Origin of the sequence: Paenibacillus sp. FSL R7-0216, assembly GCF_037969915.1 — a bacterium.
GTDB lineage: Bacteria > Bacillota > Bacilli > Paenibacillales > Paenibacillaceae > Fontibacillus > Fontibacillus rhizolycopersici.
On the sequence record NZ_CP150222.1, the window covers coordinates 3,994,777 to 4,017,462 of the forward strand.

At 54.7% G+C, this 22,686-nt stretch carries 23 protein-coding genes; 7 read left to right on the forward strand and 16 right to left on the reverse strand.

The annotated features are described in order from the left end of the window. The first annotated feature begins 41 nt into the window (after positions 1-41). Positions 42-839: an archaetidylserine decarboxylase gene (gene asd / locus MKZ15_RS18260; RefSeq protein WP_155606274.1), complete on the forward strand. Its 798-nt coding sequence runs from the start codon at positions 42-44 to the stop codon at positions 837-839. Positions 840-884: 45 nt separating this feature from the next. On the opposite strand, the gene MKZ15_RS18265 is transcribed toward asd, so the two are convergent. From MKZ15_RS18265 to MKZ15_RS18275, 3 genes are all read right to left on the reverse strand, one after another. Further along, positions 885-1,814, reverse strand: coding sequence for a hypothetical protein (locus tag MKZ15_RS18265; protein WP_339817266.1), 930 nt, complete (start codon positions 1,812-1,814; stop codon positions 885-887). A 221-nt stretch (positions 1,815-2,035) separates the two neighbouring features. Then, a complete protein-coding gene (locus tag MKZ15_RS18270; RefSeq protein ID WP_155606272.1) occupies positions 2,036-2,821 on the reverse strand; it encodes an AraC family transcriptional regulator in 786 nt (261 codons plus the stop codon). A 109-nt stretch (positions 2,822-2,930) separates the two neighbouring features. After that, positions 2,931-4,457, reverse strand: coding sequence for a PLP-dependent aminotransferase family protein (locus MKZ15_RS18275; RefSeq protein WP_339817268.1), 1,527 nt, complete (start codon positions 4,455-4,457; stop codon positions 2,931-2,933). A gap of 125 nt (positions 4,458-4,582) precedes the next feature. On the opposite strand from MKZ15_RS18275, the gene MKZ15_RS18280 reads away from it, so the two are divergent. The 3 genes from MKZ15_RS18280 (at position 4,583) to MKZ15_RS18290 (ending at position 6,837) form a co-directional block, all read left to right on the forward strand. Then, a complete protein-coding gene (locus tag MKZ15_RS18280) occupies positions 4,583-5,203 on the forward strand; it encodes a pyridoxamine 5'-phosphate oxidase family protein (protein ID WP_193417468.1) in 621 nt (206 codons plus the stop codon). Positions 5,204-5,316: 113 nt separating this feature from the next. Then, a complete protein-coding gene (locus MKZ15_RS18285) occupies positions 5,317-6,615 on the forward strand; it encodes an aminotransferase class I/II-fold pyridoxal phosphate-dependent enzyme (protein ID WP_339817271.1) in 1,299 nt (432 codons plus the stop codon). Between the two features lie 108 nt (positions 6,616-6,723). Then, the gene (locus MKZ15_RS18290) at positions 6,724-6,837 is read left to right on the forward strand and encodes a YjcZ family sporulation protein (RefSeq protein WP_213623331.1); all 114 of its coding nucleotides are present in this window, start codon (positions 6,724-6,726) and stop codon (positions 6,835-6,837) included. 66 nt (positions 6,838-6,903) lie between these two features. Here MKZ15_RS18290 and MKZ15_RS18295 read toward each other — a convergent pair whose 3' ends face one another. From MKZ15_RS18295 to MKZ15_RS18315, 5 genes are all read right to left on the reverse strand, one after another. Further along, positions 6,904-8,121: an ABC transporter permease gene (locus MKZ15_RS18295; protein ID WP_339817272.1), complete on the reverse strand. Its 1,218-nt coding sequence runs from the start codon at positions 8,119-8,121 to the stop codon at positions 6,904-6,906. A 2-nt stretch (positions 8,122-8,123) separates the two neighbouring features. Further along, positions 8,124-8,876: an ABC transporter ATP-binding protein gene (locus MKZ15_RS18300; protein WP_155606267.1), complete on the reverse strand. Its 753-nt coding sequence runs from the start codon at positions 8,874-8,876 to the stop codon at positions 8,124-8,126. Positions 8,877-8,899: 23 nt separating this feature from the next. Beyond that, positions 8,900-10,330 (reverse strand): DEAD/DEAH box helicase, encoded by a 1,431-nt coding sequence (locus tag MKZ15_RS18305; RefSeq protein ID WP_339817273.1) that lies wholly within the window; start codon positions 10,328-10,330, stop codon positions 8,900-8,902. 229 nt (positions 10,331-10,559) lie between these two features. Then, positions 10,560-11,336: an SDR family oxidoreductase gene (locus tag MKZ15_RS18310; protein ID WP_339817274.1), complete on the reverse strand. Its 777-nt coding sequence runs from the start codon at positions 11,334-11,336 to the stop codon at positions 10,560-10,562. Between the two features lie 76 nt (positions 11,337-11,412). Continuing rightward, positions 11,413-11,871, reverse strand: a complete 459-nt coding sequence (locus MKZ15_RS18315; RefSeq protein WP_193417462.1) for a chemotaxis protein CheX — start codon at positions 11,869-11,871, stop codon at positions 11,413-11,415. A gap of 269 nt (positions 11,872-12,140) precedes the next feature. Here MKZ15_RS18315 and MKZ15_RS18320 point away from each other — a divergent pair, with 269 nt between their 5' ends. Both MKZ15_RS18320 and MKZ15_RS18325 read left to right on the forward strand, forming a co-directional pair. Next, positions 12,141-13,043, forward strand: a complete 903-nt coding sequence (locus MKZ15_RS18320) for a LysR family transcriptional regulator (protein WP_193417461.1) — start codon at positions 12,141-12,143, stop codon at positions 13,041-13,043. A gap of 55 nt (positions 13,044-13,098) precedes the next feature. Further along, positions 13,099-13,908 carry a histidinol-phosphatase gene (locus tag MKZ15_RS18325; RefSeq protein ID WP_193417460.1) on the forward strand — a complete coding sequence of 270 codons (810 nt, stop codon included), beginning with the start codon at positions 13,099-13,101 and terminating at the stop codon, positions 13,906-13,908. A gap of 150 nt (positions 13,909-14,058) precedes the next feature. Here MKZ15_RS18325 and MKZ15_RS18330 read toward each other — a convergent pair whose 3' ends face one another. Both MKZ15_RS18330 and MKZ15_RS18335 read right to left on the reverse strand, forming a co-directional pair. Beyond that, entirely contained in the window at positions 14,059-14,616 is a 558-nt protein-coding gene (locus MKZ15_RS18330; RefSeq protein WP_193417459.1) for a GNAT family N-acetyltransferase, read from the reverse strand. After that, positions 14,613-15,356 (reverse strand): DUF1361 domain-containing protein, encoded by a 744-nt coding sequence (locus MKZ15_RS18335; protein WP_339817276.1) that lies wholly within the window; start codon positions 15,354-15,356, stop codon positions 14,613-14,615. Before MKZ15_RS18335 ends, MKZ15_RS18330 begins: the two co-directional genes overlap by 4 nt. Positions 15,357-15,527: 171 nt before the next feature. Here MKZ15_RS18335 and MKZ15_RS18340 point away from each other — a divergent pair, with 171 nt between their 5' ends. Next, on the forward strand, positions 15,528-15,857 hold the full coding sequence (locus MKZ15_RS18340; protein ID WP_193417457.1) for an MGMT family protein: 330 nt from the start codon (positions 15,528-15,530) through the stop codon (positions 15,855-15,857). On the opposite strand, the gene nagZ is transcribed toward MKZ15_RS18340, so the two are convergent. From nagZ to MKZ15_RS18370, 6 genes are all read right to left on the reverse strand, one after another. Beyond that, positions 15,845-17,167 carry a beta-N-acetylhexosaminidase gene (gene nagZ, locus MKZ15_RS18345; protein WP_339817277.1) on the reverse strand — a complete coding sequence of 441 codons (1,323 nt, stop codon included), beginning with the start codon at positions 17,165-17,167 and terminating at the stop codon, positions 15,845-15,847. The genes MKZ15_RS18340 and nagZ overlap by 13 nt on opposite strands. Before the next feature lie 49 nt (positions 17,168-17,216). Then, complete coding sequence (locus MKZ15_RS18350; protein WP_339817278.1) at positions 17,217-17,792, reverse strand: TIGR00730 family Rossman fold protein; 576 nt, start codon at positions 17,790-17,792, stop codon at positions 17,217-17,219. Between the two features lie 29 nt (positions 17,793-17,821). Beyond that, positions 17,822-18,373 carry a hypothetical protein gene (locus MKZ15_RS18355; protein WP_193417455.1) on the reverse strand — a complete coding sequence of 184 codons (552 nt, stop codon included), beginning with the start codon at positions 18,371-18,373 and terminating at the stop codon, positions 17,822-17,824. 63 nt (positions 18,374-18,436) lie between these two features. Then, entirely contained in the window at positions 18,437-18,895 is a 459-nt protein-coding gene (locus tag MKZ15_RS18360) for a DinB family protein (RefSeq protein WP_155606256.1), read from the reverse strand. A 164-nt stretch (positions 18,896-19,059) separates the two neighbouring features. Then, entirely contained in the window at positions 19,060-19,830 is a 771-nt protein-coding gene (locus MKZ15_RS18365) for a MerR family transcriptional regulator (RefSeq protein ID WP_193417454.1), read from the reverse strand. Positions 19,831-20,222: 392 nt separating this feature from the next. Then, complete coding sequence (locus tag MKZ15_RS18370) at positions 20,223-22,631, reverse strand: S-layer homology domain-containing protein (RefSeq protein ID WP_339817279.1); 2,409 nt, start codon at positions 22,629-22,631, stop codon at positions 20,223-20,225. Positions 22,632-22,686: the final 55 nt, after the last annotated feature.

Here is a 22,686-nt window from a genome sequence, read left to right on the forward strand (position 1 = left end):
AAACCAACGCAGCACTAACGGACAGACTAGGAGGATGCTATTTGGCCGCGAAATGGATGAAATGGATGACGGAACTCTCCTCCCGAAAATGGCTATCCCGATGGATGGGCAAGTTCTCCCATTCGGGCTTGAGCCGGGCGATGATTCCTTTTTTCGCCAAATCCTACGGCATTCCGCTCCATGAAGCGGAGAAGGAGCTTCGGGAATACCGGACACTGAATGAGTTCTTTACCCGAAAATTAAAACCAGGCATGCGCCCGCTGCACGCGGAGCCAGGGACGATGATCAGTCCGGTGGACGCCTTAATTACCTTTATGGGCGAGGTCCAAACCGGCACGATTCTGAACGTCAAAGGACAGGATTACACACTTGACGAGCTGCTGTCGCGCTCCCCCCGCGTAGAAACGTACAAACACGGTTATGCCCTTGTCCTTTATCTTAGTCCTACTGATTATCACCGAATTCATGCACCCGTGACCGGGAAAAAGTTGGAAAGCGAGCATGTGAAGGGCCGGGTCTACCCCGTGAACGACTTCGGCATGCGCCACATGAAGAAGGTCTTATGCCGGAATGAACGCCTGATTACTTATATTTCCCACAGTTGCGGAGAGATCGCCCTCATCAAAGTGGGAGCCATGAACGTCAGCAGCATCCAATACACGGACCCCTCGGCCAAAAGCTGGGAACAAGGCGACGATCTTGCTTACTTTGAATTTGGATCAACTGTCGTCCTTCTCACCCAGAATGGAACCTTCACCCCTCTGCCCGGTCTCGAGCCCGGTCGGAAGGTAAGGATGGGTGAAGCGCTAGGCCACTTCAAACCCGCAGGAAAATGCTAATGGCTTGCTGAAGCCGCCGGTTTCTCTCCCGGCGGCTTTTCTCCGTTATTGCACCGTGATGCTGCCGATGGATGTCTCTAACGCGACCAGCGGCCCTCCGCCGCCCCTCTCACTGCTTCCTTCCGGCACCCCATGAATTGCCCCAAGTTCGCTTCTCGTTTCCAGATCGCAGGCTACTGAAGGATCCAGTGTCGCTGTGATGCTGCCGACATCGGCTCTAGCCTGTAGCCGGCTGCCGGAGTCCATCGCGAGAATACCTAGATTCAAGCTGCCGGTTGCCGTAGTGATCGAGGATTCGCCCGACAAACGGGCGTCTTCGACCTTGATCGACCCGACATCGCCATTCAGCCGATACGTTCCCGTCAGCCCGCTCGCCGTGATTTCGCCGACATTGTTCGTAACTTCGAACTCTTGGATCCCGGCAGGGACCTCTACGACATAATCGATGCGGAATTCGGTAAAATGCAGCTCCTTCTGAGCCCAATCCCACAGGTTTTGATCGGATTTACCTTTGGCGTGTACGCGCACCTGGGCAACGTTCCCCTGGGGGATGACCGAAACCTCACTCTGTTCGAACAACCGATCCAGCTTTTCCGTGCGTGCGGGCAGGTCAGCTGCCTGGATGGTCGCTTTCACCACGATTTGATCGGACGTACCCTTCTTTATCTCGAGACGACCCACGGCATTTTCCAACTGCAATTTACCGGTGGTGCCGATTTCCCCTGTCGTCGAAAGCTCGTGTGAGCGTCCCGTAAACGTCAGATCGTCCTTCCACTCCCCGGCGGCCAACGCCACCGACTGCTGTACGGATGCCGCAGTATCGCTGAGGGATTGACTCACCGAATCGACGGTGTTTCCCACCGTCTGCTCCCATTGCTGCTGCAGCGTTTGTTTCTCGGCCGGGCCGCAGCCAGCGGCTAGGGCCAACAGCACGGCCGATGCCGCTAACCACGCGATTTTGGATGTAGGTTTCATGAAATAGGTTTCCTCCTTAAATTTCCACCTATCCTGAATTATACCGAGTTGATCCGGAACAACCACAGGCGTGGGACCGGTTCGCTTCCTAGACTTTGGTCAAGGAAAGTTCAGCTTTACGTACGCGGATGCAAGCAGTTAAGCAAAAAACCGCCGAAGCTTAAGCTCGGCGGTGAACGGAAACGGAATTCGTAAGTGTTGGGTTGTTGGGCATATCCCGACTAACGAATTTCCGATGGGCTTTTTCCCGTATATTGTTTGAACTGACGGCTGAAGAAAAAGATGTCCCGGTAACCCAACGCGTCGGCAACCTCGGTTACATTCATGCCAGCATGCAGCAGCAGATGCTGTGCCCGGTCGATTCTGGACTTGATAATGTAGGACTGTACCGACATCCCGATGATTTCCTTAAACTTGATGGAGAAATACCGCGGGGACAAGCCTGCCCGAGCGGCTAAATCCTGCACCTTGTGCGGCAACCCCGGGTGCTGCAAGACGTAATTGGCCACCTCATGGATGACTTCATGCAACTGGTTGCTGACCTTCTTCTCCATCGGTACCTGGCGTTCTTCACGCAGCAAATGGATCAACAGCTGCTTGAGAATCAGCTGCGCCTCTTCTTCGGCAGCATACGCCTTCATTAAGAATAAACGGACGTAGCGAGACAGCATGTATTCGAAATCCAACGTATCCTCCAGCACACGATAAGAGCCTGGGACTTCCATCACGGACTCGTGGACGTCGAAATGGATATACGTCAGCACCAGCGGACGCTGCGGATTATGCGTGGCACTCGTATGATCCCCTTTGCGAAACAGAAAACAACTGCCTTTGCTGACCGGAATAGGCTGGTCGTTCAGGACAACCGTACCTTCTCCACTCCAAACATAGAACAGGTCGTAGTTCTGCAGCGGCTTCTCCCGTTTGTGCCATTTCCACCCGGGTTCGCAGACGATTTTGGCGAATGCCGGCTTCAATTCGAATGAAGACGGTGAAACGTGAAGCATTGTCCTTCCCTCCCAAAAAAAATTCCTAACGGCACCTTTTTCTGCCTCATCCATGCAAGGTTCGCGCTACACCTCAATCAAAGACAAGCTATTCACCTCTATTATACCCTTAAAGCCTATGGGTTTGAATATCTTCCCAAGCCGCTTTCATTCGAAATACACCTTCAATGAGCATCTTATCGTCCAAATGGGAAAAAGCAAAGCAAGCCGCAGGCGCTCCTGGCGTGATTTGGTAGGCGGCTGCATCTCGAAAATGGACGCCACGGGCAGCGGCGGCCTCGCGAAAAGCGTTGTACTCCTCCGGTGAGCGGCGCCATTCGGCGTACAGCAGCAATCCGGCATCGGCAGGGCGGAAACGGAAGACTCCGCCCAGCTCACGTTCCAGGCAGCGGCGGAACGCCTCCTGTTTGGCGCCGTAGTGGCGCCGCATCCGGCGCAGATGGCGCTCATAGCCGCCCGTGCGCATGAACCGGGCGAGCGCCCGCTGCTCCTGCCGCGCTGGCGGCACCGGCTCGTAGAGCGCCTTTGCGCTCGCGACGGGTCGGACCAGGGCGCGCGGCAGCACGGCATAGCCGACCCGCAGGGCGGCGAACATCGTCTTGGAGAAGGAGCCGACGTACACGACGCGCTCCTCGTGGTCCAGCGCCTTGAGCGGCTCCAGCGGGCGGCCGCCCCAGCGGAACTCGCTGTCATAGTCGTCCTCGACGATGACCGCGTTCCGCCGCGAGGCCCACGCCAGCACCTCGCGCCGCCGGGCGTGGGAGAGCACGGCGCCGGTCGGGAACTGCCGACCCGGCGTGACGAACAGAAGCCGCGCCTCCCAGTCGCGCGGCACGATGCCGTCTACGTCCAGCGCAGCCGGGACGACGACGCCCCCGCAGGCAGCCACCGCCCGCGAGATCCCGTAGTAACACGGGTTCTCCAGCACCGCGGGCTCGCCTTCCCCCAGCAGCAGTTGGGTCAGCAGCGTAATCGCCTGCATCGAGCCGTTAAAGAGGCAGATGTGCTCCGCCTCTGCCGCAATGCCGCGGCTGCGCCGCAAATGCGCGGCGATCGCCGCGCGCAGCTCCGGCTCGCCGGCCGGGTCCGCGCCTTCGCCCGAGCCAGTGCCGGGCTTGCTGCGCGCCGCCCAGGCGAGGGCGCTGTTCCATTCCGCCTCCGGGAACAGCGCCTCCCACGGCCCGCCGTCCCGGTATGAGATCGGGACGGCGGCGGCTTCCGGCGGCGGTGCGGTGCGCGCTCCGCCCGGCCCGTCCGCTACGGCGAGCGGCGCTTCGCCGGCATCTCCGCCGATGGCCATCGCGGCTGACACGCGCTGCCCCCAGCGGGACAGCGCGATCGGCGCCTTCGGACCATCGTCTGCTTGCGGCGGCTGCAGGCCGCCAGCGACAAACGTACCGCTACCGACCGCGGTCCGCACATAGCCGTCGGCATGCAGCATGTCATACGCCTGCGAAACGCTCCCGCGGGAGAGGCCGTATAATTCGGCCAGCTCCCGGGTTGCCGGCAGGCGTGTGCCCTCCGGCAGCGTGCCGTCGAGGATCGCCGCACGAAGGGCATGGTACACCGCTAAGTATTTGTAGCGGTATTTCTCGCCAAACGACGCCAACGGGATCGTAAAATCCGGCAACCCCATCCCTCCCTTTTTCGTACAGGTTCGTCCCTTATAAATGGACCATTAAAATTAATGTAAATTGGTTCTTTTTTATTGTCAATTTCCGGCGTAAGCTGGGAGTCAATCAAACGGAGGGGGAAGCGGCAATGCGTAGAAGAGAATTTGGAATGACGGAAGAAAGCGAAATTCGCGAGTTTTTGCAGGAGATGACCTTCGGGTTCCTTGGTACGGTGGGCGAGGATGGTTGGAGCCGGGTCACGCCGCTAAATTTCGTATACGATGGCGAGGTTTTCTATTTTCATGGCAGCCTCGCTGGAGAAAAAATGAAGCACCTCGCCCGCGATCCTCGAGTTAGCTTCACCGTGGCCAAGGAGTATGCGATCATTCCGTCGTATTTCACCGATCCCAAACAGGCCTGCCCGGCTTCAGCTTATTTCAAAAGCGTAATGGTGCGCGGCCTGGTCGAGAAGGTAGATGATCTGGAAGAAAAGTCCAAGGCATTCACTCTGTTTATGGAGAAGCTGCAGCCCGAGGGCGGCTATGCGCCGATTACACCGCAGGACCCCACTTACGCCGGAGAGCTAAAAGCGGTGGCGTTATGCCGGATCGTACCGGAAGCGATCAGCGCCAAATTTAAGTTCGGACAAAACCTGAAGGAACCGAAGTTGTCCGCGGTTACCTCCGGTCTGGAACAGCGGGGCGGTGAGCTTGATACGGAGACGATCGCTCTCATGAAGAAATACTGTCCAGCTCATCATGAAAGTTAGGCGGAAAACCTCGCGATTTCACCGTGACGCGCCCCGATCGAAATGATATAATGTTAGGCAGTTTAAGACGGTACTGTCCTAAAATATCAAACCGATTTGGAAGGATGAATGAGATGAACCCACTCGCGGAGCAGTTAAACGAGAGCGTCAAATCCGGCAACAGGCACGTGTATGACATGCTGTCGACGCTGGGCAAGGAAATTTATTTCCCGAAGGAAGGCATTTTGAGCCAATCTGCCGAAGCTTCGGCCCACGCCAAAAAATACAACGCCACGATCGGCATTGCCATCGAAAACGGCGGTCCGATGCATCTGGCGGCTATTCAGGACACGCTGTCCGCCTATAAACCGCAGGATTTGTACCCTTATGCCCCGCCCGCCGGTAAACCCGAGCTACGTAGCGTTTGGCGCGAAAAAATGATCCAGGAGAACCCGTCGCTGACCGGTAAGAGCTTCGGCCAACCGATCGTGACGAACGCGCTGACCCACGGGCTCAGCATCGTCGCCGACCTGTTCGTCGATGAAGGCGATGTCGTCATTTATCCGGACAAAAACTGGGAGAATTACGAGCTCACCTTCGGCATCCGTCGTCATGCTGACATCGTTAATTTCCCGCTATTCACGGATGACATGACCTTCAATAGCGCCGGGTTGCAGGAAGCCCTGCTCGCTCAGAAAGGGAAAGGCAAGGCCGTCGTCATCTTGAACTTCCCGAATAATCCGACCGGTTATACTCCGGGCGCCAAGGAAGGCGGCGAGATCGTCGCGGCGATTCAAGCGGCTGCGGAAGAAGGGATTAATGTAGTCGTCGTCACCGACGATGCCTATTACGGCTTGTTCTTCGAAGACTCGCTCAAGGAATCACTATTCGGCAAGCTGGCCGGCCTGCATCCGCGCATTTTGCCGATTAAGGTGGACGGTGCGACGAAGGAAGAATATGTTTGGGGGTTCCGTGTCGGATTTATCACCTATGCGGCAGAGGATCAGGCTTTGCTGGCCGCACTGGAACAAAAAACGCTGGGGATCATCCGCGCCACCATATCCAGCGGCGCTCACCCCTCGCAGACGTTCGTGCTGCATGCGTTAAAATCAGCGGAATTCGCCGTTCAAAAAGAAGAAAAATTCCGGATCATGAAAAGCCGGGCCAACAAGGTTAAAGCCTTGCTGGACAGCGGCAAGTACGGGGACGTTTGGGAATACTATCCGTTCAATTCCGGCTATTTCATGTGTCTCAAGCTCAAGACCGTTGCAGCCGAGTTGCTCCGTCTGCATCTGATCCAACAGTACGGCATCGGTACGATCGCACTCGGCGATACCGACCTGCGGATTGCCTTCTCCTGCATCTCGGAGGAGAATCTGGAGGAATTGTTTGATCTGATATACCAAGGCGTACAAGACCTGCAAGGCAAATAGGCGCCTTCCCCTTCGGGAAAAGGCACGATGGCCCACGCACGCGGACGCCCCTTCTCATACTATACGGTGTACGATCACACTACGCCTGAATGGGAAAGGGGAATGAAAATGAGCGGAGTTGAAGATACAAGAGGCGGCTACGGCGGCCTGTTCACGAGCACGGGCGTGATCCTGGTTCTCTTTATCCTGTTGGTTATCGTTAGCCGTTCCATCCTGTTATAAGAAAATAAATTAAACGTCTTCAATCCAAAACGGACCGTTTCCCTTGTCGGGAATCGGTCCGTTTTGTTATTCGTCATCATTCTCGTCACGCCATTTCCGCGTCCAGGCGGAACGCATGCCAAATGCCAGCAAGAGGCCTGCGGCCAAGGAGCCAAACGTCAAGACGGTATCCCCGCCCGGGATTACCGCCATCGGCAGCCACAGCAGCACGGTTACCGCAAGCAGTAGGCGCGAGCTAAGGCGCAGCGCAGCCGTCTTCCTGGCGCCGACGGGCAGCGGGTAGAAGGAGGCGGCCGGCGAATCGCGATGTTCCTGGCGTAAGGAAGCCAGCTGCGTACCTGCCAGGAACACAAATAGCAAATAGAGTGCCGGCCCCAACCAGGACTTGTCGTTCCAACCGGCGAGCACCATGCCGAGCAGCGTTAGGCGTAGCACGATGCCGAGCAGCTCGCTGCGAACGAACGTCTTGACCAGCAGATACCGATAGGCCTCTGCTGGCTTCCAGGGGATCCCGTTTCCGATGCCGGACAACCAGCGGCGGCGGATCACTTTCTGGCCTTCTGCCGGCACGTCCACGAACCAACCAAGCACCAGCATCACCCGGGCAGCCGCCGAGCGTTCAGCGGCAATGAGGTTGTCCCAGGGGATCTTATGTTTCATCGGAAACCGTAAAACTAAAGCGTAATTGAGGCCGACCAACACCATAAACAAGGCGCTTTTCCAAGCCGGCTGCCAGATCCAGGCTGCGGTCATCAACAGGATAAAGCACCATCGGAGGAAGCGAAACCCGGCTCTGGCCCGCGCCCCCGCAATTCGCAGTTCCTGCCAAGCCCCATAGGAGCTTAATGCCTTGAGGAGCAGCAATGCGAGCATCATCAGCCACAAGGGTTGGATGATCCCGCCGCTTCGCTGATATAGCGGCCAAGCCAGCAACACCACGATATAGAGTCCAATCAGCTTATAAATCAGTCCGTTCCGAAAGGCCGGAGCTAAATACGCAGAGATTTTGGTCTCTTGCGGCAGCAGGAAAATGACATCCGCCGGCTGCGCGTAGGTTCGAAACCCAGCGTACACGGTCAGGGGGCCCCATAGCGCGAGCAAAATCCAACGAATCGGCAAGCTGGGCGGTATCTGCTGAAGAAACGCCGTATACCAAGCCGAAAAGGCAATCATGAGCAGGAGCAACAGCACGGCGACGCCGCTCTGAAACACATAGGGCAAAAACGGGAGCACTTTGCCCCAGAAGGCCGCTTTTCGCCGACTCCGCAGCGTTCGAAGCTCCATCGTTATTCGCCGTCCTTCACTAAGGCGTAGAAAATCTGCTCCAGCGAAGCTCCCGACGCTTGGGCCTGCTCCCCGATATCAGCCAACGTTCCTTGGGCTAGCACCTTCCCCCGATGCAGGACGATAAAGCGATCGCAGTAATTTTCGATCGTCGACAGAATATGCGAGCTTAACAGGATCGACGCGCCGCCTTGCTTCATCTCCAACATGAAATCCAGCAGCGACCGGATGCCAAGCGGGTCCAATCCCAAAAAGGGTTCATCGATGACATAAAGCGGCGGCCTAGCGACGAATGCACACATGATCATCACCTTCTGCTTCATCCCCTTGGAGAGATGAGCCGATAGGCTGTCCGCCTTCTCCTCCATATGGAACAGCTTCAGCAGACGGTCCGCCCTCTCCCGATAGGCTCCCGGCTCCACGCCGTATGCCCGGGCGGCGAATTCCAGATGCTCCCGAACGGTGAGTTCCTCATAAAGCAGCGGCGACTCCGGAACGAAAGCCAGTTGCGACTGGTAAGCCTCCGGTGCTTCGCTGCGCGAGTTACCGGAGATCCGAATTTCGCCATGATGCGGTGTCATCAGCCCAAGGATATGCTTCATGGTCGTGCTTTTACCAGCCCCGTTCAACCCGATCAGCCCCACCATTTCACCCGGCTTCACCTCGAAAGTGATATCGTGAAGCACAGGCCGCCCCAAGCTGTAACCTCCGCTCAGTTCCTCGACCTGCAAAACGGGCAATTCACTGTCATTCAAACCAAACGCCTCCCACGATCCGCCTAACTCCGCGGCGGCTTATTTTTCAACCATTTCGGAGCCCCTTTATTCTTCCGGTCCTGGAGGCGCTCCTTCTTCCGTTCGGCGGTCGGTGAAGCCTTCCGTGGTCCGCCGCTGTCTGAAGCCGCACGGCTTCCCGGCTTGCCGGAAATTTGAGCGGGCTTGCCAGCCCGTCCGCCATCCGCTTCCCCAGCAACGCGGCGAGTGGACTCCGGCGAGCTTGCGCGACGGGTTGTTTCGTCAGCCCCCGTCTTACCGCTGCCAGGCGGACGAGTTCGCTTGCCAGGGACAACCGCCCCGGCATCTGCCAGCTTGCCGCCATACAGCGCCTTAGGTTCAATTGCAATGCCAAGCTCTCGGGAGAACTTACGCATGATGAACTCCTCCTGCGGGGCGATAATCGACACCGCTAGCCCCTTGCGGCCCATCCGGCCGGTTCGGCCGACTCGGTGAACGTAATGTTCGGCATCGATCGGCGGATCGAGATTTACGACCAATGTCAGCTCCTCAATGTCCAGTCCGCGCGCAGCGACGTCGCTCGCCACGAGCACGCGGATCTTGCCTTCGCGGAATCGCTTCAGCGTCAGGCTGCGAGCGGTTTTATCGGCATCGCCGTACAAGGCTCCGGCGCTCAGGCCGACAAAACTCATCTTCCCTTCGACCTCAGCGATTTGATCGGTATTGTTAATGAATGCGATCGTGCGCTCCGGTTCGAAGTGACGCACGATCCGCCGCAGCATATCGATTTTGTCCCGTGCTTCGCAAACGAAGTAAAGATGCTCTAAGGTTTTGGACGTCCGCTGCTCGGGTTCGATCCCGACCTCCAGCGGCTCCTTCATCTCTTTCGCCGCCAACGCCCGAATTTCCGGATTGATCGTCGCCGAAAGGAACATCAGCTGGCGATCCCGTAAAGTCCCGCGAAGGATATGTTCCACATCCGCCGTACCGCCAAGTTGGAACATTTGGTCCACCTCGTCAACGACGACGGTGCGCAGCGTGTGCAGCTTCAGCTTGCGAAGCGCCAAAATTTCTCGGATGCGTCCCGGTGTGCCCACGACGAGCTGTGGATGCAGCTTGAGCTTCTCCAACTGCCGTTTGATGGCCGCGCCGCCGATCAGCGCTTGGGTTTGGATGCCCAGCGGTTCTCCGTATTTTTCTGCTTCCCGCTGGATTTGCATCGCCAGTTCTTGGGTAGGGGCCAAAATCAACCCCTGCAGCGTTTTATCCGCAGGCGTCACGCGCTGCAGCATAGGCAGCAGATAAGCTAGTGTTTTCCCGGTTCCCGTTTGCGACTGCGCCAAGATGTCCCGGCCTTCCAACGCCGCGGGAATACACTCGGCTTGAACCGGCGACGGCTCCGATATTCCGTAGTCCAGCAAAGCTGCCGCCAACTGCTCCCCGATCCCAAGACCGGCAAATGTTGTTTTTGTCATTTCAAATTTCATCCTTTATTTTCATATTACGTGTTGTCCCATACCAATATTTTCATTATATGCGATAAGTATGAGTCACAACAAATCAATACCTCAATTTAGCGAGGTCCGGAAATGGGTTGCCCCTCTTTTTCCGAATGGTTGTTTACAACCAACATTTTTTAGCGATTAACGGCCCATCTCCCAAGAGTACCGATCCGCAAACAAAAAGCCTGCCTTCGCAGGCAGGCTATTTCTTATTCATCATCCGATAGCTTAAGCGGTCCGCCAAGCGGGGGAACATCTGGTACCACTTGGCCCCTACCCCGGCGATCCAAGGCAGGTTGACCTCTGTTGTGCCTTTCTCCGCCGCCTTCACCATTGCTTTAGCGACACGCTCCGGCTTCAGCATCATCCATTGCACATTCTTGACGTAACCCCCGCTGGGATCCGCAATTTCAAAAAATGGCGTATCGATCGGTCCCGGATTGATCGTGGATACTGTGATTCCGTACTCCCGGACCTCCTGACGCAACGCGCTGCCGAAGCCAACGACCGCATGCTTGGTAGCGGTATAAGCCGTCGATTGGGCCGTGCCGATCTTGCCGGCTATCGAAGCGACATTAACGATACGTCCGGCACGGGCTGCCTTCATGGAAGGAAGAACGGCCTTCGTGCATCGAACCATCCCTATGTAGTTCACGTTCATCATCTCGGTAAATTCGGTAACCGGCATTTGGTCCAGCGATTCAAACTTGCCGTATCCCGCATTGTTCAGCAGGACATCGACCCTTCCAAACTCGGTCAGGATCTGTTCGAATCCTTCCTTTACGGAAGCATCGCTGCCAACGTCCATCTCGATCACCCGATAAGGCCCAGTCATCCTTGCGGCAACTTGTTTCAGCTTGTCCGCACTTCGGGCGGCCAAGACGACCACTGCGCCGCGCTCGGACAGCATCTGCGCCGCCAGCGCGCCAATCCCGCTGGATGCGCCGGTGACGACGACAACCTTGCCCTCTAACGACATTTCCCTAACATCCCCTCAAGAGGTAGTTCAAAAGTCATCCTCGGATCACGAAGCAAATTCAAGAACTGCCCCTATCTTAAGAGATCATCACCTGAATGTCCAGTTCGCCGATCCCATCCATCAACAGCGGAATGCAAAGCGCCTTGCGCGGTCCCATTCCGGTTGCATTCTCCGTCTTAATGATCTGCGGCGGCGTGATATCCACGGCAAATCCCTGGTTGGACAGAATCGTGCTGGCATTGCCGCTGATCATGTTGCCCAGCTCGGAAATTGCGCTTTGTCCCATCTCATCCATTTCCGTCAGGACGAAACCGCCCATCATCGCCGAAACGATGCGAAGTGCTACGGCTTCCTGCAATCCGAACACAACCATACCACTAAAGTGGCCGGTCATGCCGATTTGAATCCATATATGATCCTGCACAGGTATTACGTCTTTGACCCCCATACTCCCGGTGGAAGGAGAAACTTGAACAACCTGTTGTATGACCGAACGCGCGGATTCAAGAAAAGGATTTATGACTTCTGCTTTCAAAATTATGCGCCCCTTTTCACTAGGAGAATAACTTTACGATACATTAGACCCAGCTTTTAGTTAAATCATATTATACTTTATTCCTATTCATAAGTCATTAAAAATCGAATGATGGCGATCGAGCGAACTCTACGCTGTAAGTATTGTCGAAGAAAGCCAAACGACGCATCATTGATTTAGCAAAGGAACATCCCCTATAATTATTAGATCACGAGGAAACTGCCGGATCCGGCGATTTCCCAAGGAACGGGAAGAAAGGAGGCCTTCTGGTGAATATTAGTCAGTTGGAGACGCTGATCACCATATCTAAAACGAAAAGCTTCCGAAAGGCCGGGGAGTTGCTCAACTTAACCCAGCCAGCCGTATCGGCCCAAATCAAAAGCCTCGAGGACGAGTTCCGCACCGTATTGGTCGACCGCAACCAACCGGTCACCCTGACGGATCGGGGACAGGTGTTTCTTGATCAGGCGGAGCGTATCTTGGATATCGTCGAGGAGCTCAAGCAGAAGCTATCCGACATGGAACATACCCCGCAAGGCCATATCGTGCTAGGGACCACCACATCCATCGCGATTCAGATTTTGCCGCGAATTCTGTCCTATTTTCAAGACCAGTTCCCTCTGATCAAAACCACCATTCAATCCATGCCCTCCAGCTTAATTTATCAAAACGTAGAGCAGGGACTTGTCGATATCGGCATCGGGTATTTAATTGAAAACAACCCTCAAGTGCTTTCGTCGGTGTTATATTACGATATTTTCGAATTTGTCGTCTCACCGCTGCACCCTTTAGCGGGCAACCCATCACCCACCCTCGAGTCGCTGCGCGACGTTCCCCTCATCATGTTATCGCCCGATACGGTCGGGCGTCGTTTTATCGACGAGGTCTTCCGACAGCACGACATTGAGCCGCACATCGTCATGGAGCTTTCCAGCAGCGAAGAAGTCAAACGGATGGTGGAAATTAATCTGGGCGCCGCGATCATCTCGCGTCAATCGATATTGCGGGAGCTGAAACAGGGTACGCTAAAGGTGGTACCGATTCCTGAGCTTGAAGTGACACATCCGGTTGGTGTCATATACAAATCGAGCCGTTACATCAATTCGGCGATGCAGCAGTTTCTCGGTGACCTGAAAGGCATGCCGGAAACGCATTTCATCAGCTCCGAATAAGCCGCGGGCAGAAGTAGGCGACAAGTCCTCACTACCAGAAAGGAGCAGACACCCGATGAAATTCGATCTTCATACTCATCACTTCCGTTGTGGCCATGCCGACGGGAACATCCGCGAATATATCGAAGCCGGCCTCGCCGCCGGACTAGCGGTGATCGGCATCAGTGACCATACGCCTTACTTCGGCCATGAGGAAGACCAGCCTTTTCCCCGGATCGCCATGGGTAAACAAGCTTTTGCCGGATACGTTGAAGAAGTGTTGAAGCTCAAGCAAGAATATGCCGGCCGAATCGACGTTTTATTGGGAATCGAATCGGATTTCTTCCCGGAACACGTGGGCGCATACCGGAATACGCTAAACCAGTATCCCTTTGATTACGTGATTGGGTCGGTGCACAGCGTCGGAGAGGTAAGCATCTTCAACAAGAATCGTTGGAAGGGCCTTAGCCGCGAGGAGAAAGTGGCCAGCAAGGAAACCTATTACGATCTGATCCGCCAGTCGGCGCGCAGCGGGTTGTTTCAAATTCTGGGCCATATCGATGCGATGAAGGGCAACTACCCGGCATTTACCGACATTCCGGCCGCGCAGGCGATTGACGAGACGTTGAGAACGATTGCGGAGCACCAAATCGCCATCGAGATTAATACCTCCGGGAAAACAAAGCTAAGCGGCGGTTGGTATCCGGACGATTCGATCCTCGAGCGGGCGCTGCATTTTGGCGTTTCCGTGACCTTCGGTTCCGACGCACACACCCCTTTGCGGGTTGGCGATGAATGGGAACAAGTCGCCCGTCGCCTCAAGGAAATCGGCTTTCACGAATGGGTGTATTTCAAGAACAAACAGAAAATCACCGTTCCTCTATAAGCAAAAAAAAGAGAACCCGACGTCTCACGCTCCGGGTTCCAAGAGAAAATATATATTCAAAAGGGGGTCATGTAATAAGTGTACCCCCTTTCTATTAGGGTTTGATCACAGCTATATTTCATTTGTGTAACAAAAGCTATCACTTCCGTTTCAAAGAAACTTCCTTTCAAAGAGATACCTCTTCAGCGGCGTCCCCTCACTCCTTCTTCCTGGCGTAGCGAGGTGACCCGACTCCCGCAGGCCGCATTTCTTCAGGACGCGTTCCGATGCCGGATTATCCGCACTGCAGCGGGCTTCGAGGCAACTAATCCCCAACGTGTCGATAGCGAAATTCATTACGCATTTCACCGCTTCGGTCGCATACCCCTGGTTCCAGTGAGCCGGGGAGATCAGATAGCCGAGCCGAGCCTTATGCCCCTCTACATCCCAATATTGCAGCGAACAGAGTCCGATCCAGTCTCCTTCTCCTTTGCGGATCACGGCAAAATGCAAGTCCCGCAGAAATCGGTACGAGTCTTCGAAATAGCGGTACAAGCGGCCCGGGAACAGCAGTTTCCCCGGATTGATCTCCGTAAATGCGCGTACCACCGGATCGGACATGCAGCGGTGTAACGCCGCCGTATCTTCCGGCAGAAGCTTCCGCAGGATCAACCGCTCGCTCTCCAGCACTGGAAACCGCTGCAGCAGCTGCTCTTTCATGTCCGTCATGTCCCCTCCCCTTGGGTCCGCTCCGATAAGCGATGTACTCTCCCATACCCGTAAAGCACCACATAACAGAATAACGTGATCAGAAAAATCCATTTACAAAACGCCAGCGCATGCTCCACGTTAGCGGCATCGGTAAAATAAGCAGCCGTTTCCCGAAGCACAAATCCCGGATGCCTTAGCAAATCCCAACTGTTCCAGCGGATAAAGCGGCCAAGATAAATGCCGAAGCTGCTAAGCAATAGTACGGTAACGGCAAACGCCCAGCCCACCAACCGGCCAGCCGCTTTTCGTACCAACTGATGCACGGATGCCAGAGATACCGAAGCCAGCGCCAATCCCAGTAATCCAGTAAACAGCAGGGTAAAGAGATGGTCCCAGAACGAAATGTCTTCCCAAAACCGGGTACCCGCTGCAATCGGATAGCGGTTAAACGGGTGCAGCAAATCGGTGATTAAATAGGCGGCATTCGGATAAAAAAACAGCCACAATAACCCCGCCGGCACGCTTAAAGCAAGCTTAGCCGTCCGCGAGGTTAACAAGCTGATCAGATCGAGCAGCACCGCCAGCCCCAGCGGAATCCAGGCCAAAAAGGAGTTCCAAATCAGGAACAGGTAAGGCGGGCGTCCGCCTTCGGGCAGCCGCGTGCTTATGACGTATTTCATTCCGATCATTGTAAAGATGAACAAGATTACATATAAGATCCATTTGTCCGGATAACCAAGATTTTTCCACCGTTGCAAACTCATTCCTCCCGTCTGCCTTATGGTCAGTATACGATTCAGGCTGGCGGATAGTTACCGTCGCAGCGAGCTCTAAGCTCCAGTCTTCATTGTATGGAGACTGGAACTTGTCTCGTCGGCGTGGTATAAAAACGGTATAGATCCTATCGTTTGAATAAGGAGTTTTCGCCCATGCAGCCGTTCACCGCACGAACCATCGAAATTATCTCCGCCATCCCGCAAGGACAAGTGATGACCTATGGTCAGATCGCCGCCGCCGCAGGAAGTCCCCGCGCGGCCAGGCAGGTCGTCCGTATCCTTCACAGCATGAGTGTCAAATACGGTTTACCTTGGTACCGGGTAGTCAACGGGAAGGGAGAAATCGCCTTGCAGGAGGAAGCTGCGGTGCAGGAACAGACTTGGAATCTGGAAGCGGAAGGCGTAGAAGTTCTGCCGGGCGGCCGGATTGACTTGAACCGGTACCAGTACCACCCGGAAAGTGTTAAGGATCATAATCCGTAAGGCTTCAAGGTATTGCCGATATCACGATTCAACTGTTCCGTATCAGGCCCCGGCGCTGAATCATTGGTGAGGGCATACTTCTCCTTCAGCTTCAGTACGTTGTAAACCCGTTCGTCCAACGTTTCCGCCGATATCTTACCGGAGCTGACCGCATCACGGAGCGCCTGGATCACCTGCTTCTCCTTCTCATGATCATGGCCGACCAGCACGATATTCCCGCCAGCCTGAACGAACTGCACGGCAGCGTCAGCGATATCGTAATGTTCGACGATGGCGCCCATCGTCATATCATCGGAAATGATTGTCCCCTCGTATCCAAGCTCCTTCCGCAGCAAATCATCAATCACCGCCTTGGAAAAGGAAGCCGGGTGCTCAGAATCCAGCTTCGGCATGAGCAGATGAGCGATCATGACGACGTCAGCCCCTTCTTGAATGGCCTGCTTAAAGGGCACGAGCTCCAGCTTCCGCAGCCGGGCCAAATCATGTTCAACGACCGGCAACCCGAGATGTGAATCCACGGAAGTATCGCCATGCCCCGGAAAATGCTTCACGACCGGAATGACGTTCTGCTCCCGAATCCCCTTCATAACGGCAATGCCCATACGGCTGACGATCTCCGGCTTCGTGCCGAATGCCCGATCCCCGATCACCGGATTATCCGGGTTGCTGTTAACGTCAAGCACCGGGGCGAAGTCCAGGTTCAGGCCGAAGCCGGCCAGCTCACGGCCCAGGATGCCGCCAATTTGTCCGGCCAATTCTTCGCTGCCTGTGTTCCCGATCTTACGTGCGGTCGGCAGTTTCGCTAGTTCTCCCGGCATTCGGCTAACCCGCCCGCCTTCCTCGTCAACGCTCATAAACAGCGGCACCGGCTGCTTCGCATTCGCGGCTTTCAAGCCGTTAAACAATTCGAGCGCCTGCGTTGTGTCCTGGATATTGTCCTTATAAAAAATAAAGCCCCCAACGTGGTACTCTTCGATAAGTGAGCGGGTCACGTCGTCCGGCTTCGTCCCCTCCATGCCCACCAGAACCAGCTGGCCGATTTTCTCATCGGTGCTTAGCTGGGCCAGCAGCTCGGCTGTTGGATCGGGCGGCGTCTCCGGTGTGTCCGGCGCTTCAGGAGTGGATGGTGACGCCTCCCCCTGGTTTGCCCCCGGACCGCCATTTCCATTACCTTCGCTAGCGGAAGGCGCAGGATGGTCCGCCGCTCCCTGTCTAGCGGAGCATCCTGCGATCAAGAGGACAGCCAGCAGGAGCAGGCTGGCGACTTTCCAGATGCTTTTACTCTTAGGCTGTGTGTTCATCCTGTCCATTCGTCCGCCTCCGTTCGTTTTATGAGTGTACTTCCTTCGTTCGCAGATTTCAGCCCTGCTTCCATTTCTTCTCCGCAATGGACGGCACGAAGCTCTCCATTTGGGACAATAACTCCCCCGGATCCTCGGCTAGATTGAGCAAGGATTCATGCCCGGGGTGTACAAACCCCGCCCGGACGCAAGAATTCACCAGCTCCATCAGCGGTTCGTAATAACCCTGTACATTAAGGACGCCGACCGGCTTCTGGTGAATCCCGATTTGCAGCCAGCATAGCACCTCAAACAGCTCCTCCAGCGTACCAAAACCGCCAGGTAAGGCGATAAATCCGTCGGCCATTTCGCTCATTTTCGCCTTGCGGGCATGCATCCCTTCAACTTCGATAAACTGCGTCAGCCCCGGATGGGCCATTTCACCGTGGATCAAACCGGAGGGCATGACACCAACCGCTTCCCCGCCAGTTGACAAGACCGCATCCGCTACCGTACCCATCAGACCGTGCCTGGATCCCCCAAAGATTAAGCGGTATCCCCTTTGTGCCATAACAATCCCCAGTTGTTCCGCCTTCAAGCGGAATTGCTCATCTTCGCCAAACCGCGAGCCGGCAAATACGCAAATCGATTTCATCCTCTTCCCTCCTGCAAGATGAATAAGAACTACTCCCTATCAAGCGAATCCAAATGCCCGCCGGCAAGATCCCAACGATGGCTGAATTTTGCCAGCCGTGGGTGCGGATGACCCGGCTCAGCTGCAAGCAGAAGCCGGATCTTGACGATCCATTCCTCAAAAGAGGAGAAGGAGGCAAACTGGTTCGCCATCTCCGGCGTGAGATATAGAAAATGTGGCGCTGGATAGACCTCGGTCAAATGACGAAGGGCGGCGTCGATGGGCGTGTACTTTTTTCGCTTCCCTTCCCAACCCTCTACAGCGATGGGCAGCCGGGTTCCCTCCTGGTCCCGTCTCCATTCATGAAGCCGATCTTCCCTTCGATAGAAGGGGCCCACCGGTTCTTTGGCCATCCGTCTCACCGTTTCTTCATGCAGCGGGTAGAGAACCAACTTTTTAAACTTACGGTTCTCCGCCTCTTCGGCAGCCCGCGTGAGCCCTTCGTCCGAAATATGCTCAAAGGAATCGTAAAAGATCAGTGTGCCTTTCCGGCTCGGGGCCGGGGGCTCGTAACCATAAGGCACCTGAATGTTCTGTCTCAAGCCGCTTCCTCCTCGGTGCGTAAATTGGGATATATGGATTAGATTGCCCTATTTTGAGAAAAGCTATCGAATTCCCCGGTTGATAAAATTAGGCGAGACTGGCGTCATTCCCAATTCCCGAGACCAAACGGACAACTGCCCGATATGATGGATTTCGTGGGCGATGACATGGCGAAGGATTTCGCCTTGCGTAAACTCTCTCCCCCATGGATCGGTGATAAGCAATCCGTCCATTTCGTTGGTCCAAGTTTGAAGAAATGCCTCAACTTCCGTATGAAAGGAGTCCGAAAGCTTTTTTACCAATTCTAAGGACATAAAAGATTTAAAATCCTCCTGGAAATCCGGTTTCCCTTGGATAGAGCGGATCCAGCTCCACTCCACGTCGGCGATGTGAAACAGCGTCTGCAGGATATTCCCAACACCACCCACTCGCTTGCGCAACAGTTCTTCTTCTGAGACGTTCTCGCACCAGACAAACCATTCGTCCCGGACCTGCCAGTTATATTGAAACATCTTTAGCATCGATCTGACTCCTCTCCTGTAAAGGCTGCCTCGAAACTTCTTCATTTCTCGGCGGTAACCTGATTTTACCATAAGTATCTGGACCAATTCAGCCCGCGAAATGTAAAATAAGCCCCCGGACATGCTGTCGCGGGAGCTTTTGGGGTTCACACATGAAATTAGCGCTATCGATCCTTTCCGACTTCCGGCGAATTGGCGGCATAGGCTTCGGCCGCAGCCAACAAATAATACGCCAACCCGGTTTGTTGTCCTTCCAGCATCGCGCGGTGGAATTCGTCACTGAGGAAAAATCGAGCTTGGGCTGCGAAATCCGCAGGAGTTGCGGGATGGTCGTGCTTCTTCATAAAAGCTAGATGGTCGTCGATGAAATGCCGGATTCCCTCATCCTGGTGGGATATTCCGGAACGTAAGGCCTCCGCTACTTTGCTTGTAAATTCCATTGCCTCCTTGGCTTGCTCGTTCAGTTCCGGCACATCGATGGGTTGAGGCCCCGGGACCTCCACTCCGTAGGTATGGCTCAAATACTCCTCCTGCTCTCGCAAGGCCTCACGCCACTCCGCTTCATCGGCAAAACCAACAAACAATTCCTCGCCTGTTAGCTCTTCTCCTGAAGCTGTACTCTCTATCGACTTCTCCAGCGTCTGCAGAATGGAGTCCAGCCTCCGCTTTCGGCTGCGCAACAGTTCCCGTTGCTCCGCCAAAATGTCGCCGCGTTTCCGCTCCTCTTCCAGCAGCGACTGGATCTGCGCCAGTGGCAGCTCCAGTTCCCGGTAGAACAGGATCTCCTGAAGCCGCTTCAGTTCCCGTTCGCCATATAACCGATAGCCGGCTTCACTGATATCCTGCGGCTTCAATAAGCCAATCTTGTGGTAATGATGCAGCGTCTTGATCGTCACTCCCGAAAGATCCGATACCTCTTTGACGGTGTACAACATCGAACATCTCCTCCTTTTTCTTGACGGTCTCGTCGTTGTTCCGCATCGGCCTCACGACGTCCGCCTATTGAGCGTAAGGCCTCCTCAAAGGGGAGAGTCAACAGGCGGACGGCCTAGTAAATAAATGGAAATCTAACATCTATTTTTCGCGAAAGGTGGTATGAGGGCATCACTAGTTGGAAAAAAGGCAGTTAATATAGGAAAAGTTAGCGCTCCAAGGTCAATTGGCGCAAATTAGTTGTAGGATTTCCAATTAAAGTGAAACGTTGACGCAGGATAGAGTCATGAAGTGGAAGATATCCAATTAGCCGCTCCAGTTCCTCTTCCAGCCAAGCTTACAAAAAAGAGAGGCCTCATGGCCTCTCTCTGCCTTCTCCATTCACATACCGGCGTTATTCCAAGCCGATCGCCTGGTCGGTTTTGCCTTGTAGCTTCACCAATCTCATGAGGATAGAGGCGGCTTCGGCTTTGGTGACAGGGCGCTGCGGGTTGAATTTGCCGTTTTGCCCCTGCAGCAAACCAAGTCGTACCGCGATGGCGACTTCGCCAGGCCGGGTGATTTTCTCCGCATCGCTAAACTGAGGGTTCAATACGTCTTTCTCATAGAAGTTGGCCAGCCGATCGTATTTGACGATCGAAGTCAGCAAGACGGCCAGTTGTTCCCGCGTCAGCACCTTATCCAATTGCGAAGGGTCAATAGTATCAATCCATCCTAGCTCAGCGGCGTAACTCATCACCTGATAATACGGATGGTCTACCGGTATACCGGCCTTTGCTGCGGTAGAGGAAGCCTGCACGTAACCGGTATAATAAGGATTTGCCGCCTTGACGGCATAGGTAAACCATTCGCCCACTGTAATCGATTCGTCCGGTTTCAGGTTTCCTTGGTCATCCGGTTCAAGAATCCGATATTGGATCAAAGTCTTTAAATCCGCTTCCGCCCAATGTCCTTTCAGATCCTTAGGTTCTACGTTGCCCCCCATTTGTTCCGTACGGAGGTCCTCAAAGGTGGTCACCCATTTCCCGGTCACGGCATTCAACACCTGATAAGCCTTTGATGCCTCCTTGGACTGCGGGGAATACACCAGGTAAACCTTCGGCTCTACGTAAGTATTATCGATGGTATACCCGCCGATTTGGGAATATTGCAATTCCAATTCATAATTGTCCAAATACGATTTGAGCGCTTGCTCGGCAGTCACGGTCACGGCCTTGCCGTCAGGCATCTTCGCCGGAACTTCGCCGCGGTTAATCGAATAGAAGAACAATCGGCCGTAGGCGTCGACCGTAATCGATACTCCTCCGCTGAGCACCGGAATGTCGTTCACGTAACGATTCAGCTCGAAGCGGTATTGCTCCCCGTTCGAGAGACGGCTCCAAGTCTCCCCACGTTCCATCAGCTTTAAATCCCGACTCGCTTGCGGATACAGCTGATTCACCCACTCCAGGGCACGCTGCTTCGCTTGGTCGTAGTTCAATTTAGCTGCTCCCGAAGGGGGTGCCAACGGCTCGCGCGGCTCCCCGTAATTATAAGATTCAATCTGGAATTCCAGGATTTGTCCGGTCAAGGCATCGACCGTTGCGGAAGTTTGCGCGGGGAAATAGAAAGGTCCCGCCATGTTTTGGCGCTCCTCTTCCCATCTTAAGCGCCACGTCTTCCGCTCCGGATTCTGATAATCCTTGCCTAGGTTCGGATAACTGAGCTTCCGTCCTTCCGGAATAAAGACGATTTGTTCCACCAACTTGGCGGCCTCGTCGGATGTCAATTCCGTCGTGGACGTCCTTGGCTGGAACAGCTTGGTCCCCATCGGCACGTCGCTGTAGGTTACCTTTGTGGCGGTGATCTCTTCGCCCTCGCTGTTAATCTTATATCCGGTCAGCGCGTTGATGGGCTGGGTAGCGTCTGAGGCTGGCCCCCAGGCTAGGACCCAATCCGATATGGCGCCGTTCTTGTACAACGGGACATAGCCAAGCTCAACCTGGAACTCTTCCCGGAGCTTCTTCTCCGCATCGGCTTTCGATACCGTCGGTATGGAGGAGGGATAATCCAGCTTCTCCCCTGGCCGGCTGAATTGCGTCACTTCTCCATCGCCGGTAATCGTGATATTGATCGATTCAAAACCGGAGGGCAGACCGTTCTTCAGAATACTGAAATTGAAGTTATAATTCACGGGACCAAATAAAGTCTGTGCATCCGAGTAAAACATCGAATCGCTTTCCTTCACCTCGTCCACAGATAATGATGGAACAACTTTGGCGATAAAAGCCCTCGCCTTCTCCAAGGCCTGCTCTCTCGTAATTTTCGGAGGATAATACGACTTGTTGCCTTCCCGCGGAAAGCTGATGTATGTATGAATCAAGTCCCCCGTGATCGCGTCGACTTGGCTGCTAAAGCCATAGCTTCCATTCCCTACTTCTACTTGCCATTGGATGGTCCATACATCTTGATTACTTGGAGCCGGGTAGACATTATTCACGCCATAATCCACCTGCGATACTGTGGCGGCTTCCAAAGCCGGAAACCACTCCCGAACCTTGGCAATGGCCAGTTCTTTTGTGATTTTCGCTTTGGACGGATCTGCTGCTCTGTTCCCCGATTTGGACGAGCCGGTACCAGCATTTCCCGAATCTACGACGACCGTAGTTGTTGAAGTTGAGGATGCCGCTACTTCCTCCGCGAACGCCGCACCTTGCGGCAAAGCCACTGAAAGCGCAACCAATCCAACGAATGCTAGTTTGGCCGACGACTTCCTGCCAGCTGCCTTGCCGACTTTATTAACCTGATGCTTCAACCGTTTCACCTTCCCACTTTTCCCAATATATTCTTCCTCTCTATTGTAAAGCCGATTGTCTGTA